This window comes from Pigmentiphaga daeguensis (assembly GCF_039523035.1).
Taxonomy (GTDB): Bacteria; Pseudomonadota; Gammaproteobacteria; order Burkholderiales; family Burkholderiaceae_B; genus Pigmentiphaga; species Pigmentiphaga daeguensis.
Window position 1 is genome coordinate 89,193 of sequence record NZ_BAAAEN010000008.1, and the last position, 15,552, is coordinate 104,744.

General features: G+C 69.0%; 15 protein-coding genes. 11 read left to right on the forward strand and 4 right to left on the reverse strand.

The genetic code is table 11. The annotated features are described in order from the left end of the window. Positions 1–42 precede the first annotated feature (42 nt). Positions 43–1,899: an alpha/beta hydrolase family protein gene (locus ABD104_RS12490; RefSeq protein ID WP_243724563.1), complete on the forward strand. Its 1,857-nt coding sequence runs from the start codon at positions 43–45 to the stop codon at positions 1,897–1,899. A gap of 3 nt (positions 1,900–1,902) precedes the next feature. Here ABD104_RS12490 and ABD104_RS12495 read toward each other — a convergent pair whose 3' ends face one another. Further along, complete coding sequence (locus ABD104_RS12495) at positions 1,903–2,544, reverse strand: DsbA family protein (protein ID WP_087839447.1); 642 nt, start codon at positions 2,542–2,544, stop codon at positions 1,903–1,905. Positions 2,545–2,658: 114 nt separating this feature from the next. Between ABD104_RS12495 and ABD104_RS12500 the strand changes: the two genes are divergently transcribed. Continuing rightward, entirely contained in the window at positions 2,659–3,621 is a 963-nt protein-coding gene (locus ABD104_RS12500; RefSeq protein ID WP_087839448.1) for a LysR family transcriptional regulator, read from the forward strand. Here the strand turns inward: ABD104_RS12500 and ABD104_RS12505 are convergent. Beyond that, positions 3,612–4,994 carry a UDP-glucose dehydrogenase family protein gene (locus ABD104_RS12505; RefSeq protein ID WP_087839449.1) on the reverse strand — a complete coding sequence of 461 codons (1,383 nt, stop codon included), beginning with the start codon at positions 4,992–4,994 and terminating at the stop codon, positions 3,612–3,614. The two genes, ABD104_RS12500 and ABD104_RS12505, sit on opposite strands and share 10 nt — an antisense overlap. A 74-nt stretch (positions 4,995–5,068) precedes the next feature. Further along, positions 5,069–6,139, reverse strand: a complete 1,071-nt coding sequence (locus ABD104_RS12510) for a VWA domain-containing protein (RefSeq protein ID WP_087839450.1) — start codon at positions 6,137–6,139, stop codon at positions 5,069–5,071. A gap of 237 nt (positions 6,140–6,376) precedes the next feature. Here ABD104_RS12510 and ABD104_RS12515 point away from each other — a divergent pair, with 237 nt between their 5' ends. The 6 genes from ABD104_RS12515 (at position 6,377) to ABD104_RS12540 (ending at position 11,859) form a co-directional block, all read left to right on the forward strand. Beyond that, positions 6,377–7,387 carry a S1C family serine protease gene (locus tag ABD104_RS12515; protein ID WP_087839451.1) on the forward strand — a complete coding sequence of 337 codons (1,011 nt, stop codon included), beginning with the start codon at positions 6,377–6,379 and terminating at the stop codon, positions 7,385–7,387. A gap of 35 nt (positions 7,388–7,422) precedes the next feature. Further along, positions 7,423–8,424 (forward strand): AAA family ATPase, encoded by a 1,002-nt coding sequence (locus tag ABD104_RS12520; RefSeq protein WP_371695852.1) that lies wholly within the window; start codon positions 7,423–7,425, stop codon positions 8,422–8,424. Beyond that, positions 8,399–9,394 carry a DUF58 domain-containing protein gene (locus ABD104_RS12525; protein WP_087839453.1) on the forward strand — a complete coding sequence of 332 codons (996 nt, stop codon included), beginning with the start codon at positions 8,399–8,401 and terminating at the stop codon, positions 9,392–9,394. Before ABD104_RS12520 ends, ABD104_RS12525 begins: the two co-directional genes overlap by 26 nt. A gap of 16 nt (positions 9,395–9,410) precedes the next feature. Next, a complete protein-coding gene (locus ABD104_RS12530; RefSeq protein WP_087839454.1) occupies positions 9,411–10,463 on the forward strand; it encodes a VWA domain-containing protein in 1,053 nt (350 codons plus the stop codon). A gap of 80 nt (positions 10,464–10,543) precedes the next feature. Then, on the forward strand, positions 10,544–11,467 hold the full coding sequence (ppk2, locus tag ABD104_RS12535) for a polyphosphate kinase 2 (RefSeq protein ID WP_087839455.1): 924 nt from the start codon (positions 10,544–10,546) through the stop codon (positions 11,465–11,467). Positions 11,468–11,532: 65 nt separating this feature from the next. Next, positions 11,533–11,859, forward strand: a complete 327-nt coding sequence (locus tag ABD104_RS12540) for a tetratricopeptide repeat protein (RefSeq protein WP_087839456.1) — start codon at positions 11,533–11,535, stop codon at positions 11,857–11,859. A 24-nt stretch (positions 11,860–11,883) separates the two neighbouring features. Here ABD104_RS12540 and ABD104_RS12545 read toward each other — a convergent pair whose 3' ends face one another. After that, the gene (locus ABD104_RS12545) at positions 11,884–12,810 is read right to left on the reverse strand and encodes a LysR family transcriptional regulator (protein WP_087839457.1); all 927 of its coding nucleotides are present in this window, start codon (positions 12,808–12,810) and stop codon (positions 11,884–11,886) included. A gap of 106 nt (positions 12,811–12,916) precedes the next feature. Between ABD104_RS12545 and ABD104_RS12550 the strand changes: the two genes are divergently transcribed. The 3 genes from ABD104_RS12550 to ABD104_RS12560 are packed head-to-tail and all read left to right on the forward strand — an operon-like array spanning position 12,917 to position 15,546. Then, positions 12,917–13,855 carry a dihydrodipicolinate synthase family protein gene (locus ABD104_RS12550; protein ID WP_087839458.1) on the forward strand — a complete coding sequence of 313 codons (939 nt, stop codon included), beginning with the start codon at positions 12,917–12,919 and terminating at the stop codon, positions 13,853–13,855. Positions 13,856–13,895: 40 nt separating this feature from the next. Beyond that, entirely contained in the window at positions 13,896–14,861 is a 966-nt protein-coding gene (locus tag ABD104_RS12555) for a Bug family tripartite tricarboxylate transporter substrate binding protein (RefSeq protein ID WP_087839459.1), read from the forward strand. Continuing rightward, positions 14,851–15,546 (forward strand): SDR family NAD(P)-dependent oxidoreductase, encoded by a 696-nt coding sequence (locus ABD104_RS12560; protein WP_087839460.1) that lies wholly within the window; start codon positions 14,851–14,853, stop codon positions 15,544–15,546. Before ABD104_RS12555 ends, ABD104_RS12560 begins: the two co-directional genes overlap by 11 nt. The last annotated feature ends 6 nt before the right edge of the window (positions 15,547–15,552 follow it).

Consider the following 15,552-nt stretch of genomic DNA (forward strand, 5'->3'; position numbering starts at 1 on the left):
ATGTTTTCCGATCCTTTCCTTCCTTTCCCCGCGGACCGCGCCATGACCTCGACCTCCACTTCCGCCATACGGCTCGTCAAGCGCTACGACGTGCGCGATTTCTTCCGCAAACCGGAACGTTCCAGCTATCGCATCTCGCCCGACGGCCGGCACTTGGCCTTCCTGGCGCCTGCCCAGGGCCGCCAGAACGTCCACGTGCAGGCGCTGGACGAGCAGGGCGTCCCCACCGGCCCGGCGCGGGCGCTGACCGGGGAAGCCGAGCGGGACGTGGGCGGGTTCCTCTGGAAGGGGCCGGCCCATATCCTGTACGTCAAGGATTTCGGCGGCGACGAGAACTTCCACCTGTTGTCGGTGCCGCTGGACGGCGCGTCCGAACCGACCGACCTCACCCCCTACGACGGCGTGCGGGCCGACGTGGTGGACGACCTGATCGACGACGACGCGCACGTGCTGCTGTCGCACAACCGGCGGGACCCCCAGGTGTTCGACGTGTTCCGCGTCGAGGTGGCCACCGGGAAGGAAGAGCTGATCGCGCAGAACCCCGGCAACATCACCGGCTGGGCCACGGACCACGATGGCCGGCTGAGGCTGGCGGTGGCCACGGACGGGGTCAACAATACCTTGCTCTATCGCGATACCGAGGCCGAGGAGTTCCGCCCCATCCTGACCACGGATTTCAAGGAAAGCGTCGCGCCGCTATTCTTCACGTTCGACAACAAGCGCATCTACGTCAGCTCCAACCGCGGCCGGGACAAGGCCGCGCTGTTCGAATTCGATCCGCACACCGCGCGCGAAGGCGCGCTGATATTCGAGCATCCCGAGGTCGACGTCTCGGGGCTGGCCTACTCGCACCGGCGCAAGGTCCTGACCGAGATCGGCTATGTGACCTGGAAGGCCCAGCGCCAGGTGCTTGATCCGGCCACCGCCGAGATCTACGCCGACCTGGAAAGCCAACTGCGCGGCTACGAGGTCGCGCTGCAGAGCGAGACGCGCGACGAGACACGTTTCGTCGTGGCGGCCTACAACGACCGCACCCAGGGAGCGCGCTACCTGTACGACGCCGCCTCGCGCAAGCTGACCAAGCTGGGCGAGATCCAGCCGTGGCTGCTGGAACGCGACATGGCGCCGATGAAGCCCGTGCGCTATACCGCCCGCGATGGCTTGAAGATCGACGGCTATCTGACGCTGCCGGTGGGCGTGACGCCGCGCAACCTGCCGGTCGTCATCCATCCCCATGGCGGGCCGTGGGCGCGCGATACCTGGGGCTACAACCCCGAAGTCCAGTTCCTGGCCAACCGCGGCTATGCCGTACTGCAGATGAATTTCCGGGGCTCGACCGGCTACGGGCGCAAGTTCTGGGAGGCCTCGTTCAGGCAGTGGGGCCGGGCCATGCAGGACGACATCACCGACGGCGTCGAATGGCTCAAGCGCGAAGGCATCGCCGACCCCGGGCGCATCGCCATCTACGGCGGCAGCTACGGCGGCTACGCGACGCTGGCGGGCATCGCCTTCACGCCGGACCTGTACGCGGCGGCCGTGGACTACGTGGGAGTCTCGAACCTCTTCACGTTCATGAATACCATTCCGCCGTACTGGAAGCCTTTCCTGGATTCCATGCACGAGATGGTGGGCGATCCCGAGCGGGACAAGGACATGCTGCACGCGGCGTCGCCGGTGTTCTTCGTCGACCGCATCAAGGCGCCGCTGTTCGTGGCGCAGGGGGCGAAGGACCCGCGCGTCAACAAGGACGAGAGCGACCAGATCGTGGCCGCGTTGCGCGCGCGTGGCGTGGAAGTCGAATACATGGTCAAGGACAACGAAGGGCACGGCTTCCACAACGAGGAGAACCAGTTCGAGTTCTACGCCGCGATGGAAGCGTTCCTGGCCAAATACCTGTAGGCCCTAGTCGATCAGCCCGGCCAGCGCCGCGCGCCATTCGTCGACGCGGCCAAGGTAGCGGCCGGTATCCAGCAGCCGGTAGCGGCCATTGCGTTCCAGCGCGAAGGTCGGGAAGCCCTGGCCGCCGGCGTGGGCAAGCAGGGCGCGGCTTTCGGCGATGTGGTCGCGTGTCGGCTGGCCTTTGCGCGCCGCATAGGCGGCTTCGAAGGCCGGCCGATCCAGGCCGATGTCGGCCGCCATCTCGGTCAGCACCCCGGCGTCGGCGATGCGCCGGCCTTCCACGTAATGGGCGCGTTGCAGCCGGGCCAGCAGGTCCAGGTCGCGTCCTTCGCCGCCCGCGTCGAGTGCAGCCAGGATGGCGGTGATGGGCGGTTCGGAATCGAACACCGCATCGTGGTCGCGCAGCAGGCCATCGAAATAGGCCTGGCCGAAAGGCTGGCCGGTCATGGCCGCGATGCGCCGGTCGTGCGGCATGACGTAGTTGCGCAGGCGGTCGGTCACGGGCTGTCGGTTGCTGCCGGCCATCATGCCGCCGCCGTGCGCGGTCACGGGCAGCAGGTGGCGGGCCGCGGCCATCAAGGGGGCCGAGGCATAGCACCAGCCGCAGAAGGGATCGTAGATGTAGTGAAGCCTGGTCGTTTCCATGATGGGCTTGGGGGACGCATGCGTCCGGATTTTCGCCAGGTGCCAGGATAATTACAAAAAACGATAGTAAAAACCGTAGAATCAAGAATTATTTGTTGCCGGAACCGGTCAGGTATGGACAGACTCAGCGCGATGCGCGTATTCGTCGAAGTAGTCGACCGGGGCAGCCAGTCCGCGGCGGCCGAGGCGCTGGAATTGTCCCGGCCGGCCGTCTCGCGCTATCTGGCCGAACTGGAGGAATGGGTGGGGGCCCGGCTGCTGCACCGGACCACGCGCAGGCTGAGCCTGACGCCGCCCGGCGCCGAGGTGCTGGCCCGCTGCCGCCAGATGCTGGAACTGGAAGGGGACATGCGCGCCGCCGTGTCCAGCCCGGACAGCGCGCCGCGCGGCGTGCTGCGCGTGACGGCGAGCACGTCCTTCGGGCAGGCCCACCTGGCGCCGGCCATCGTCGACTACACCCGCCAATACCCCGACGTGGCCGTGGACATGGTCATGGCGGACCGCACCGTCAACCTGGTCGACGAACGCATCGACCTCGCGCTGCGCGTCACCAACGACCTCGATCCCAACCTGATCGCGCGCCGGCTGACGGCATGCCGCTCGGTGCTGTGCGCCTCGCCCGACTACCTGAGCCACCACGGCACGCCGGGCAGGCTGGAGGAACTCGGCCTGCACAATTGCCTGACCCATTCGTACACCGGCAAGAGCCTGTGGCACTTCGTTCGCGCCGGCGCGCCGGTGTCCGTCGCGGTGGGCGGGAACATCAGCTCCAACGAAGCGACCACGCTGGTCGAGGCGGCCGTGTGCGGGGCCGGCATCGCGATGCTGCCGACCTATGCGGTGGGCGGGCTGGTGCGCGCGGAACGCCTGCGGGTGCTGCTGCCCGATGCGCCGCCGCGCGACATGACCCTGTACGGCGTCTACACCTCGCGCAAGCACATGCCGCCCACGTTGCGCACGCTGCTCGATTTCCTGGCGCAGCGCTTTTCGGATCCGCCGGCCTGGGACGCCGAACTGCAGGACATCCTGGCCGCGCAGGCCGCGCGCGGCCGGCGCGGCGCAAGCCGTCACCAGTAGCCGGTCGTGACCGCGGGCGTGTCCGCGTCCTCCCGCCCCGGGCGGGCGGGACGGGCGCCGCGTCCTATGCCGTAGTAGGCCAGCCCGCAGCTTTCCACGTATTCGGGGTCGTACAGGTTGCGGCCGTCGAAGATCGCGCGGGACTTGAGCCGGCCCGCCAGCCCGCGGAAATCGGGCGACTTGAACTCGCGCCATTCGGTCACCACGGTCAGCACGTCGGCGCCTTCGCAGGCCGCCAGCGCGTTGGGGACGATGACCAGGCCGGGGTGGTCGATCGCGCGGCGCGCGTTGTCGGCGGCGACCGGATCGTACGCGCGCACGGTCGCGCCGTCGGCCAGCAGCTCGCGCACCAGCGCGAGGCTGGGCGCCTCGCGTATGTCATCGGTATTGGGCTTGAAGGCCAGGCCCCACAGCGCGACGCAGCGGCCGTGCAGCGACGGGCCCAGGTGCCGGCGTATCTTCGCCGCCATGACGCGCTTCTGTTCCTCGTTCACCCGCTGCACGCTGTCCAGCAACGGCGTCGATTCGCCATGGTCGGCCGCCAGCCGGGCCAGCGCCTGGATGTCTTTCGGAAAGCACGATCCGCCGTAGCCCACGCCTGCGTACAGGAAGTGGTGGCCGATGCGGGGATCGGCGCCGGCGCCGTGGCGCACCGCCTCGATGTCCGCGCCGACTTTCTCGGCGATCCTGGCCAGCTCGTTCATCAGCGAGATGCGCGTGGCCAGCATGACGTTGGACGCGTATTTCGTGAATTCGGCCGAGCGCACGTCGGTGTGGATCAGCCGGTCGCGATTGCGGTTGTAGGGGGCGTACAGAGCCGCCATCAGCCGCAGCGCGCGGGCGTCCTCGGTGCCGATCACGATCCGGTCGGGACGTTGGAAGTCGTCGACCGCGCTGCCTTCCTTCAGGAACTCCGGGTTCGAGGCGACCGAGACGCGCCACGGGGCGCCGCGCTCGCGCAGGGTTTCCTCGATCAGTGCCTGCACGCGGTGGCAGGTGCCGACGGGCACGGTCGATTTCACGACGACGACCATGTCGCGCGGGATCGCCCGGCCCAGGGCCGCGCTGGCCTCGAGCACGTGGCCCAGGTCCGCCGAGCCGTCCTCGTCCGCCGGCGTGCCGACCGCGATGAAGACGATCTCGGCATCGCTCAGTGCCGAGGGCAGGTCATCGGTGAAGGCCAGGCGTCCTGCCTGCGCGTTGTGCGCGGCCATCTCGGCCAGCCCGGGTTCGAAGAAGGGGATGCCCCCGCCGCGCAGCACGCGCAGGCGCTCGGTATTGCGTTCGACGCAGACGACGCGGTTGCCCACGTCGGCCAGGCACGCACCGGTAACCAGGCCGACGTAGCCGGCCCCTATGATCGCGAGATTCATGTCCCGATTTATATCGGGCGCGCATTGCAATCTGCTGACAAAGGCCTGTCACGGCGGCGCAACGGAACGGTGCGCTAGCGGCTGCGCTGGAACCAGAGCATGGACAGCACGCAGGCCAGGGTCAGCAGGACGACCGCCGCCGCGCTCAGCAGGGCGCTGAGTTCGGTTTCCTTGCGTTCCATCGAGAACTTGGCGTTGAGATTGCGGTATACCGAACTCAGGTCGGCCTCGGAGCTGGCCAGGAAATACTCGCCTCCCGTCATCTGCGCGACCGTGCGCAGCGTGGGTTCGTCCAGTCTTGCGAAGAACGACCAGCCCTCGTCGCCGATGGGCGCGCCCTGCTGGGTGCCGAAACCCACGGTGTAGACGCGCACCCCCCGTTCGGCGGCCATGCGCGCGGCGTCCAGCGGGTCGGGGCCGGTGGTGCGCCGGCCGTCGCTGAGCAGGATGATGGTGCCCGAGGTGTACGAGCCCGGCAGCACCGGTTGCAAGGTCTTCTGTTTTTTCTTGGCCGCCTCGGCGGCGGCCGCCTGGTCGAGCGGTACGGCGCGGCGCCCGGCGCGGACGGACGGGGTTTCGAAGATGACCGATTCCAGGTCGATGCCGTCGTCGGGGAACAGCATGGACAGGGCCAGGATCAGCCCGCTTCCGGTGGCGGTGGCGCGCTGCAGCTGGAAACGATCGATGGCTTCGATCATGTCCTGCCGGTTGTCCGTGGGCGTCTGCACGACCGCGGCGGTACCGGCGAACGAGACGATGCCCAGCCGCACGTTGGACGGCAGCTCGGAGATGAAGCGCTTGGCCGCCATCTGCGCCGCCACCAGACGGTTGGGGGCGATGTCGGCGGCCTGCATGCTGCGCGAGACATCCACCGCCAGGACGACGGTGAGGGTGTCCGAGGGCAGGGTGACGGTCGCGGTGGGACGCGCGCACGCCAGCAGCGCCGCCGACATCGCCAGCAGGAACAGCAGCGGCGGGATGTGGCGCCGCAGCCGCTGGCCGGGACCGATGGCGGCCTTGGCCAGGCTCAGGCTGGCATACCGGATGGCCGCCTTCTTGCGGCGGGCCAGCGCGTACAGGTAGAGGGCTACGAGCAGGGGAACGAGGAGCTGCAGCCAGAGAAGATCGGGCCAGAGAAACCGCATGAGTGCTCCTTGGCGCGCGGGAGTGTGCAACGTTGTCTTTAGTATGCCCATGAACCCTTGCGGCGGTAAAGGTATCCGCCCATGGCCGTCGTTTAAGTGTTACCTTATTTTGGCCGGGCCCTCGTTCGATTGAACCGGGGGCGGTCCGGGCTGTCAGCCTTGAATACCCCAAGGGAATTCGGGCGCGCCCGGACGCGGGACCGCATTCCGTGAAGAACGCCAAGCTGGACGGTAGTGATGAAACGGGTTGCCCTATACAGCAGGACCGCCAGGCCCCCTTCGGTCGATGCCGCGCCGAAGGCCGAGGCCGATCAGGCGCGCCGGCCGGGATGGCCGGGCCGGCTCCGGAACTGGACGGCCAGGCACCGCACCGCTTTCTTCGGCCTGGCCTTGCTCGTCGTTGCGGGCGGCCTGGTTTTCGTTTTGTTGCAACCTAAACAAAGGCAGCTGACCCAGGACGACATCGATTCCGCGGTCCTGCACACCCTGCAGAACAAGACCCTGCCCTCGCGTCCGGCCAAGGCGGCCGAGGCCGTGCGCCAGTCGGTGGTGCAGATACGCGGTTACGGCGACGAGGAAGAAGCGCAGGACGGCGGCGCGAAGAAGGCCAAGCCGGCCGCGCCTCCGGGCGCCAAGCCCAAGGCGGGCGGCAAGTCCAGGGGCAAGGACAGGCAGACGGCCAGGAACGAGGAAGGCAACGCACCCAGGCATGAAGGCAGCATCGGTTCGGGCGTGGTCATCGTCGACAGCGGCGTGATCCTGACCAACTTCCACGTCATCTCGGGTTCCAGGCGCCTGAAGGTCACCTTCTTCGACGGCTACGAGGCCGATGCCGACGTGGTCGCCATCCAGCCGGACAAGGACCTGGCCGTCATCCGCGCCAAGTCCGTGCCCGACGACCTGCCCGCCGCCACGCTGGGGTCCAGCCTGGATCTCGCGCCGGGAGACGAGGTCGTGGCGGTGGGCTTTCCGTTCGGCATCGGGCCGTCGGTGTCGTCCGGCGTGGTCTCGGGCCTGAACCGCGAATTCGTCTCGGCCGAGGGGCGGCACGTCCTGACGCGGCTGATCCAGTTCGATGCGGCGGCCAACCCGGGCAACTCCGGCGGACCGCTGGTCAACATGAACGGCGAGGTGGTCGGCATCGTCACCGCCATCCTCAACCCGACCAACGCCGGGACCTTCGTCGGCATCGGCTTCGCCACCACGATAGAAAGCGCCGGCAGCGCGGTCGGCATGCCCCCCTTCTGACTCTCCACGACAGGACGCCTATGAACGACAAGCCCATGAGTGCCGTAGACAGCGCCAACCTGATGGAACGGCTGCTGTACGAGGTCAAGCGCGTGGTGGTGGGGCAGGACCACTTCCTGGAGCGGGTGCTGGTGGCCATCCTGGCCCAGGGGCATTTGCTGGTGGAAGGCGTGCCGGGCCTGGCCAAGACGCTGACCGTCAACACGCTGGCCAAGACCATACGAGGCTCGTTCAAGCGCATCCAGTTCACCCCGGACCTGCTGCCGGCGGACCTGGTGGGTACGCGCATGTACAACCAGCGCACCGGGGATTTCTCCACGGTGCTGGGTCCGGTCTTCGCCAACCTGCTGCTGGCCGACGAGATCAACCGCGCGCCGGCCAAGGTGCAGAGCGCGCTGCTGGAGGTCATGCAGGAGCGGCAGGTCACCATCGCGGGCGAAACCCACAAGGTGCCGTCGCCGTTCCTCGTGATGGCCACCCAGAACCCGATCGAGACCGAGGGCACGTATCCCTTGCCCGAGGCGCAGGTCGACCGCTTCATGATGAAGGTCATCGTCGGCTATCCGAGCGAGGAAGAGGAGTTCGTGATCGTCGACCGGGTCACGGGGCCGCCGGTGCAGGTGCAGCCGGTCGCGGTCACCGAGCAGCTCACGCAATTGCAGGCGGAGTGCCGCAAGGTGTACGTCGATCCCGGCCTCGTGCAGTACGCGGTGAAGGTAGTGGCCGCCACGCGCCGGCCCGAGGCCTACGGGCTGTCCGACCTGTCGCGCTACCTGACCTTCGGCGCGAGCCCGCGGGCCACCATCAACCTGGTCGAAGGGGCGCGCGCGCTCGCTTTCCTGCGCGGACGGCACTATGCGCTGCCCGAGGACCTGGTCGACCTGATTCCCGACGTGCTGCGGCACCGGCTGGTGCTGTCATACGAGGCGCTGTCCGACGGGCTCGGGTCCGACCAGATCATCACGCGCATCCTCCAGACCTTGCCGGCCCCGGAGCGGCCATTGGATTCGCATGTTCGGGTTGCGGCGGTTCAGTAAGCGGCCGGCCGAGCCGGCCAACGACGCGGCGGTCGCGTCGGTTCCTGCCAAGGGCGAGGCCGAGGAGCTGCTGCGCCGCCTGGAGTGGACGGTCATCCGCCGCCTGGACGGCGCACTGCAGGGCGACTATCGCACCTTGTTCCGGGGCTTCGGCCTGGACCTGGCTGACCTGCGCGAATACCAGGCGGGCGACGACGTGCGCCACATCGACTGGAACGTCACGGCGCGGCTGCAATCGCCGCACGTGCGCGAATTCCAGGAGGACCGCGAGGTATCGGCATGGTTCCTGCTGGATCTGTCGGGCTCGGTCGATTTCGGCTCGGCCGGCGTGCGCAAGCGGGCGGTGCTGACCAGCTTCGTGGCCGTGCTGGCGCGGCTGCTGACGCGTTATGGCAACCGCGTCGGCGCGGTCCTGTACGGTGGCCAGGGCGAGGGCTCGATTCCCGCACGCACCGGCCGGCGCCACGTGCTGCACGTGCTGGACCGCATCGGCGCGCTGCGGGCCGACGGCAAGTCGGGCGAGACACGGCTGGGCGACCTGCTGGAGCGTTCGCTGTCGGCCATAGGCAGGCGCTCGGTGGTGTTCGTGGTCTCGGACTTCATCAGCGCGCCGGGCTGGGAGCAGACGCTGGGCGTGCTGGCCCAGCGCCACGAGGTCGTCGCGGTGCGTCTGTACGACCCGCTGGAGCAGGCCTTGCCCGATCTGGGCCTGGTGGTGCTGCAGGATGCCGAGACCGGCGAACAGCTTTTCGTCGATACCCACGATCCCGGCTTCCGACGGCGCTTCGCCGCCGCTGCCACGGAGCGCGAGACGGCGCTGCGCAAGGCCCTGGCCGAGGCGGGCGTGGATTGCCTGGAACTGGCCACCGACGAGCGGCTGGACCGGGCACTGCTGCATTTCATGCGGCTGCGCCGCCGGCGCAGCCAGCTCGTGGGTGGACTGAACGGGCCCTGGGCCCGAGACATCTGAACCGGGAAGCATCTGCATGGAGAACCTGCCCGCCCTGACTTTCCTGTGGCCCAAGATGCTGTGGCTGCTGGTGCTGGTCCCGCCGCTGGCGTTCTGCTATTGGCGGCTGGACCGCCTGCGCCGCGGCATGGCCCTGCGCTATCCCGCACTGGACGTCGTGGGCGCCAGCGTCCGGCCGTCCCGGCTGCGGCGCGTCCTGCCGCCGCTGTTGCTGCTGCTCGGGCTGTGCTCGCTCATCGTCGCGATGGCCCGGCCGCAGGCACTGATGATGCTGCCCTCGCGGCTGGAGACCGTGGTGCTGGCCATGGACATGTCGGGCAGCATGCGGGCCGACGACATCAAGCCCACCCGCATCTTCGCGGCCCAGCGGGCGGCCAAGGAGTTCGTCGACGGCCAGCCGGCCAACGTCAGCGTGTCGGTGGTCGCGGTAGCCGGCGCGGCGGCCGTGGTGCAGTCGCCCACGCGCAAGCGCGAGGACGTGATCGCCGCCATCGAGCGCTTGGAGCCCCAGCGCGGCACCGCGCTCGGCAGCGGCCTGATCATCGCGCTGGCAACGGTGTTGCCCAATGCGGGTATCGACGTCGAGCGCTTCCTGGACGGCGGCAGCGCCCGGGGGCCGACATCGCCGGACCTGTCAGCCGCGGGGCGGGGCGACGCGGCGGTTCCGGGTTCGTACCCGTCCGGGGCCATCGTGCTGCTGTCCGACGGCCAGAACAACACCGGGCCCGATGCGCTGAAGGCGGCCGAGGTCGCCGCCGGATATGGCGTGCGGATATTCACAGTGGGCATCGGGACGCCCGAGGGCACGACGCTGTCGGCCGACGGCTGGTCCATGCGCGTGCGGCTGGACGAGGACGTGCTGAAGAAGGTGGCCGACATGACCGGCGCGCAGTATTTCCAGGCCCAGGACGCGGGCGAGCTCAGGAAGGTATATCGCTCGCTCAGTGCGCGGCTGGCGTTCGACAAGCGCGACGTGGTCGAGGTCACGGCATTGTTCACCGCGCTGGGCGCCTTGCTGGCAGTGCTGTCGGGCCTGCTGTCGCTGTGGTGGTTCGGCCGCGTGCAATAGGGAGGCTCGGCCGCGGTGTCATGACCATGTCATGTCCGTGTAGCAAAAAGAGGCGTTGGCCCGACCTTTCCAAGCGCCCCATGAGCTACCAGCCGATTTCCGACCACCACGAAGAACTGATGCAGCGCATCCACCGCGACCTGATCGACAGCTACGACGAAGAGCTGGAGATCGAATTCGAGGACCGCGAGTGGGACGCCGACGGCCAGCCCGCCCGGGTGGAAGAGGACCGCGACGCACGCCGCCGATATTTCCGCGAACTGTTCCGGCTCCAGGCCGAACTGGTCAAGCTGCAGGACTGGGTCGTGCACACCCGGCACAAGGTTGTCATCATTTTCGAGGGCCGCGACGCGGCGGGAAAAGGGGGCGTGATCAAGCGCATCACCCAGCGCCTGAATCCCCGGGTGTGCCGGGTGGCCGCGCTGCCCGCGCCCAACGACCGCGAACGCACGCAGTGGTATTTCCAGCGCTACGTATCGCACCTGCCCGCAGCGGGCGAAATCGTGCTGTTCGACCGCAGCTGGTACAACCGCGCCGGCGTCGAGCGGGTGATGGGCTTCTGCAACGACGACGAGTACGAGGAGTTCTTCCGCTCGGTGCCCGAGTTCGAGCGCATGCTGGTTCGGTCGGGCATACAGCTGGTCAAGTACTGGTTCTCGATCACCGACGACGAGCAGCACCTGCGCTTCCTGGGCCGTATCCACGATCCCCTGAAGCAGTGGAAGCTCAGCCCCATGGACCTGGAGTCCCGCCGGCGCTGGGAGGACTACACCCGGGCGAAGGAAATCATGCTCGAGCGCACGCACATCGACGAGGCGCCGTGGTGGGTGGTGCAGGCCGTGGACAAGAAGAAGGCCAGGCTCAACTGCATCGACCATTTGCTGAGCCTGGTTCCCTATCACGATATTCCCCATCCCCACATCGACCTGCCCCATCGCGTGCGCCACGAGGACTACATCCGGCGGCCGGTGCCCGACAGCATGATGGTGCCCGAGCGCTACTGAGCGGCGGCGCGCCGTTCGCGTTATCCTGCCCATGGCGGCCCCTCGGGGCCGATGGACGCAAGGCCATGGACAAGAACAATTTCCTGAAGATGATCGCCGCCGGCCGCGACAATGCGCTGCTGCGGTTCACGCTGGGCAATCTCTACCTGGAAGAGGACGATGCCGCCTCGGCCGCCGAACACCTGCGGCGCGCGGTCGACCTGGATGCCGGCTATGCCGCCGCGTGGAAGCAGCTCGGCAAGGCCCTGCTGGCACTGGGCCGCGAGGACGAGGCCCGCGCGGCCTGGGCCGACGGCATCGCGGCAGCCTCCGCCAAGGGCAGCGTGCAGGCGGTCAAGGAAATGCAGGTGCAGTTGCGGCGGCTGGACAAGAAGCGGCAGCAGCCCTTTTGAGGCGTCTTTCGGCAGGAAGGCGATCTAGGCGGGCGCGTCGACGAGCCGCGCCAGTTGCCATAGGGACTCCGCGGTCGGCGCCATGTCCACGTGCTGCCTGTACAGGCGGATCTCGGCGGCGACATGCCACGAGGCATCGCCGGCTTCCACCAGCCGCCCTTGGGCCAGCGCCGGCGCCGCCAGGCTGCGAGGCAGCCAGGCCACGCCCCGGCCTTCCAGGGCCAGGGCTTCCAGCAGCAGCGCATGCGGCGCGGTGAATACCGGATGCAGCCGCGGGTCGCGCGCCGCGGCGCCCAGGCCGGTGCGCAGGATGCGCCCCAGGCCCGAGGCTTCGCCGTAGGCCAGCAGCGGGATGGGGGCGTCCTGGCGCAGGTCGTGGCGGGGGGAGCCCGAGGGCGTGGGGGCGCACACGGGGACCAGCGTATCGTCCGCCAGCCGCACCACGGGACAGGCGGCCTCGTCCAGCCGGCCGGGAAGCGCGGGGTGGGCGTGGCACAGCAGGAACTGGACCTTGCGCTGGAGCATCAGTTCTTCGCAGGCGGCCGTGCCGTCGGCCATCATCTCGACCGCACCCAGTTGCAGGCTGCCTTCCAGGCGCGCCAGCCACCCGGGCAGGAAGGACAGCGACAGGGCGTGCGTGACCGCGATGCGCAGGCTGGCCACGCTCTGGTCATGTGCCATGCGGGCCTTGATGCGGGCGGCCACCAGCCTGGCCAGCACGTCTTCCACCAGGGGCAGGAAGCGCCTGCCGGCGGCGGTGAGCGTGGCCGGGTGCGCGCCGCGGTCGACCAGGTCGGCGCCCACCCATTCCTCCAGCGCGCGTATGTGCCGGCTGAACGCAGGCTGCGCGATGGCGCGGGCTTCGGCCGCGCGCGAGAAGTTGCCGCTGTCGGCCAGCGCGACGAAATCTTCCAGCCATTCCAGGTCCAGGGGGCGATTGTCCGGTCCCATCGTGGGGTGTCGTCTCCGCGATAGTTGTATGCATTTCGAGTATTGGACGCCGCGCGGGCGGCCGGCAATGATGGATTCTACCCACCGCAGCCTCATGGAGACCCACTTGCCTGCCATCGCCAACTACCGCGGCATCATTCCCGCGATCGCCTGCCCCTTCACCCCGGATCACCGCATCGACGAGCCCGCGCTGCGCAGGCTGGCCTCCTGGCTGGCCGGCCACGAGGGCGTCGTCGCGGTCATGACCAACGGCCATACCGGCGAGGTCTTTTCGCTGACGCCGGCGGAGCGCGCCACCGTCACCCGCATCGTCGCCGACGAACTGCGCGGCCGGCTGCCGGTGATCTCGTCCATCGTCTGCGAAGGCCTGTCGGAAGCGGCCGAACATGCGCGCGCCGCCGTCGAGGCCGGTGCGGCCGGGCTGGACGTGATGCCGCCGCATCACTGGTTGCGCTTCGGCTTCACGTCCGGCCATGCCTTGCAGTACTTCGACGCCATCCACCGCGCGGCGCCGGGCGCCGACCTGGTCTGCCACGTGTATCCCGCCTGGACGCGCGCGGCCTACTCCTCGGCCCTGCTGGCCGACCTGGCCCGGCTGCCGTACGTGCAGGCCTTCAAGGTCGGGCAGCGCGACATGAACAAGTACGCGCGCGACATCCAGGCCATCCGCGACGCCGACGCCGGCAAGGCCATCCTGACCTGCCACGACGAATACCTGCTGGCGTCCATGGTGCAGGGCGTGGACGGCGCGCTGGTAGGCTTCGCCACCTTCATTCCGCAGCTGATCGGCGACTTGTGGCGGGCGGTGCAGGAAGGCGACCTCAAGCGCGCGCAGCGTATCCAGGCGCTCATCACGCCGCTCAAGGACGCCGTGTACGGCGGCGGCGAACCCACCGGCGAGGCCCATGCCCGCATGAAGGCCGGCATGTACCTGGCCGGCGTGCTGGACGAGGCCACCGTCCGTCCGCCCACCGAAGTGCCCGACGCCAGGGAAATGGCGGCATTGCGGGCAGCGGTGGAACAGGCCGGACTGCTGCGGCGCTGACCCCGGACGCGACGCGATTCAAAACAAGACGGAGACAAACATGCAACGCAGACCCTTTCTTGCCGCCGGGCTGGCGGCCGCGGCCCTGTGCGTGGCCGGTGCCGTATCGGCGCAGCCGTATCCCGCCCGCGAGGTGCGCATCATCATCCCGTTCCCGCCCGGCGGGACGCTGGACACGGTGGGACGGCAACTGGCGCAGCGCCTGAGCGAGCAGACCGGCCAGTCCTTCGTCGTGGAGAACCGGGCCGGCGGCAACGGCATGATCGGGGCCGCCGCCGTGGCCAAGGCGTCGCCCGACGGCTACACGCTGATGTTCAACGCGTCGACGGTGACCACCACGCCGATGACCATGAAGTCCGCGCCCTTCGACATGGAAAAGGATTTCCAGCCCATCTCGCTGGTGGCCCAGGCGCCCTTGTCGGTGGCCGTGAACAAGTCGCTGCCGTTCAACGACATCAAGGGCCTGCTGGACTACGCGCGGCAGAACCCGGGCCAGCTCAGTTTCGCGGTGGGCTCCACCGGCTCGGCGGGACAGCTCGCCACCGAGCTGCTGCGCCGGGCGGGGCAGATGAACTACCTGATCGTGCCGTACAAGGGGTCCGCGCCCGCCTACCAGGATCTGGTCGGGGGGCAGATCTCCGGCTTCATCGATCCCATCCTGGGGGCCATGTCCTACTACAAGGGCGGCATGCTCAAGATCCTGGCCGTCACGTCGCGGTCGCGCGTGCCCACGCTGCCCGAAGTGCCCACCGTGGGCGAGACCGTGCCGGGCTACGAGTTCTACAGCTGGTACGGCCTGTGGGGTCCGGCCAAGCTGCCGATGGACATCGCCCGCAAGCTCAACGCCGAGGTCAACAAGGCACTGGAGGCCGGCATGCGCGAGAAGCTGGAGCAGCAGGGGCTGGTGCTGAAGGCTGGCTCCATCGAGGACTTCGCACGCTTCCAGCAGGAAGACATGGCGCGGTCGAAGAAGATCATCGTCGAGGGCAACATCCGTGCGGAATGAGCGCCGCGCGGCGGTGACGGGCAGCAGCGCCGGCATCGGCCGGGCGGTGGCGCAGGCGCTGCTGGGGCAGGGCTGGCACGTGGTCGGGCTGGACCGCGCGGCGGCGACCCTGGATCATCCTCGCTTCGAAGGCCGGCCGGCCGACCTCGCGGACGCCGGGGCCATCGCCGGCATCCTGCCCGGCTTGCAGGACTGCGATGCGCTGGTCCACGCGGCGGGCATCATGCGGACCGCGCCGCTGGGCAGCCTGGACGGCGCCGCCTTCGAGCAGATGTGGCGGTTGCACGTGGCCGCGGCCAGCCAGCTCGCCGACGGGATGGTGCCTGCCATGGCCGCGCGCGGCCATGGCAGGGTGGTGCTGATCGGCAGCCGCGTGTCCCGCGGCATGGCCGGACGCAGCCAGTACGCCGCGGTCAAGGCGGCGCTGGTGGCCATGGGACGCAGTTGGGCGGCCGAGGTGGCGGCGCGGGGCGTGACGGTGAACGTGGTGTCGCCCGCGGCCACGCGCACGGCCATGCTGGAGGATCCCGGCCGCGCCGCCAGCGCGCCGCGCCTGCCGCCGCTGGGCCGCCTGATCGAGCCGGCCGAAGTGGCGGCGCTGGTGGGTTTCCTGCTGTCGGACGCCGCCGCGGCCATTACCGGGCAGGATGTGCAGGTTTGCGGCGGCGCGTCGCTGACGGGCTGACCGACG

What these genes read in the sequence shown, in the direction of transcription:
- ABD104_RS12530 (WP_087839454.1), top strand. Translation starts at nt 9,411, where the DNA reads ATGGAGAACCTGCCCGCCCTGACTTTCCTGTGGCCCAAGATGCTGTGG.
- ABD104_RS12510 (WP_087839450.1), bottom strand. Translation starts at nt 6,139, where the DNA reads ATGCGGTTTCTCTGGCCCGATCTTCTCTGGCTGCAGCTCCTCGTTCCC.
- ABD104_RS12505 (WP_087839449.1), bottom strand. Translation starts at nt 4,994, where the DNA reads ATGAATCTCGCGATCATAGGGGCCGGCTACGTCGGCCTGGTTACCGGT.
- ABD104_RS12525 (WP_087839453.1), top strand. Translation starts at nt 8,399, where the DNA reads ATGTTCGGGTTGCGGCGGTTCAGTAAGCGGCCGGCCGAGCCGGCCAAC.
- ABD104_RS12545 (WP_087839457.1), bottom strand. Translation starts at nt 12,810, where the DNA reads ATGGGACCGGACAATCGCCCCCTGGACCTGGAATGGCTGGAAGATTTC.
- ABD104_RS12490 (WP_243724563.1), top strand. Translation starts at nt 43, where the DNA reads ATGACCTCGACCTCCACTTCCGCCATACGGCTCGTCAAGCGCTACGAC.
- ABD104_RS12520 (WP_371695852.1), top strand. Translation starts at nt 7,423, where the DNA reads ATGAGTGCCGTAGACAGCGCCAACCTGATGGAACGGCTGCTGTACGAG.
- ppk2 (WP_087839455.1), top strand. Translation starts at nt 10,544, where the DNA reads ATGAGCTACCAGCCGATTTCCGACCACCACGAAGAACTGATGCAGCGC.
- ABD104_RS12515 (WP_087839451.1), top strand. Translation starts at nt 6,377, where the DNA reads ATGAAACGGGTTGCCCTATACAGCAGGACCGCCAGGCCCCCTTCGGTC.
- ABD104_RS12540 (WP_087839456.1), top strand. Translation starts at nt 11,533, where the DNA reads ATGGACAAGAACAATTTCCTGAAGATGATCGCCGCCGGCCGCGACAAT.
- ABD104_RS12500 (WP_087839448.1), top strand. Translation starts at nt 2,659, where the DNA reads ATGGACAGACTCAGCGCGATGCGCGTATTCGTCGAAGTAGTCGACCGG.
- ABD104_RS12555 (WP_087839459.1), top strand. Translation starts at nt 13,896, where the DNA reads ATGCAACGCAGACCCTTTCTTGCCGCCGGGCTGGCGGCCGCGGCCCTG.
- ABD104_RS12495 (WP_087839447.1), bottom strand. Translation starts at nt 2,544, where the DNA reads ATGGAAACGACCAGGCTTCACTACATCTACGATCCCTTCTGCGGCTGG.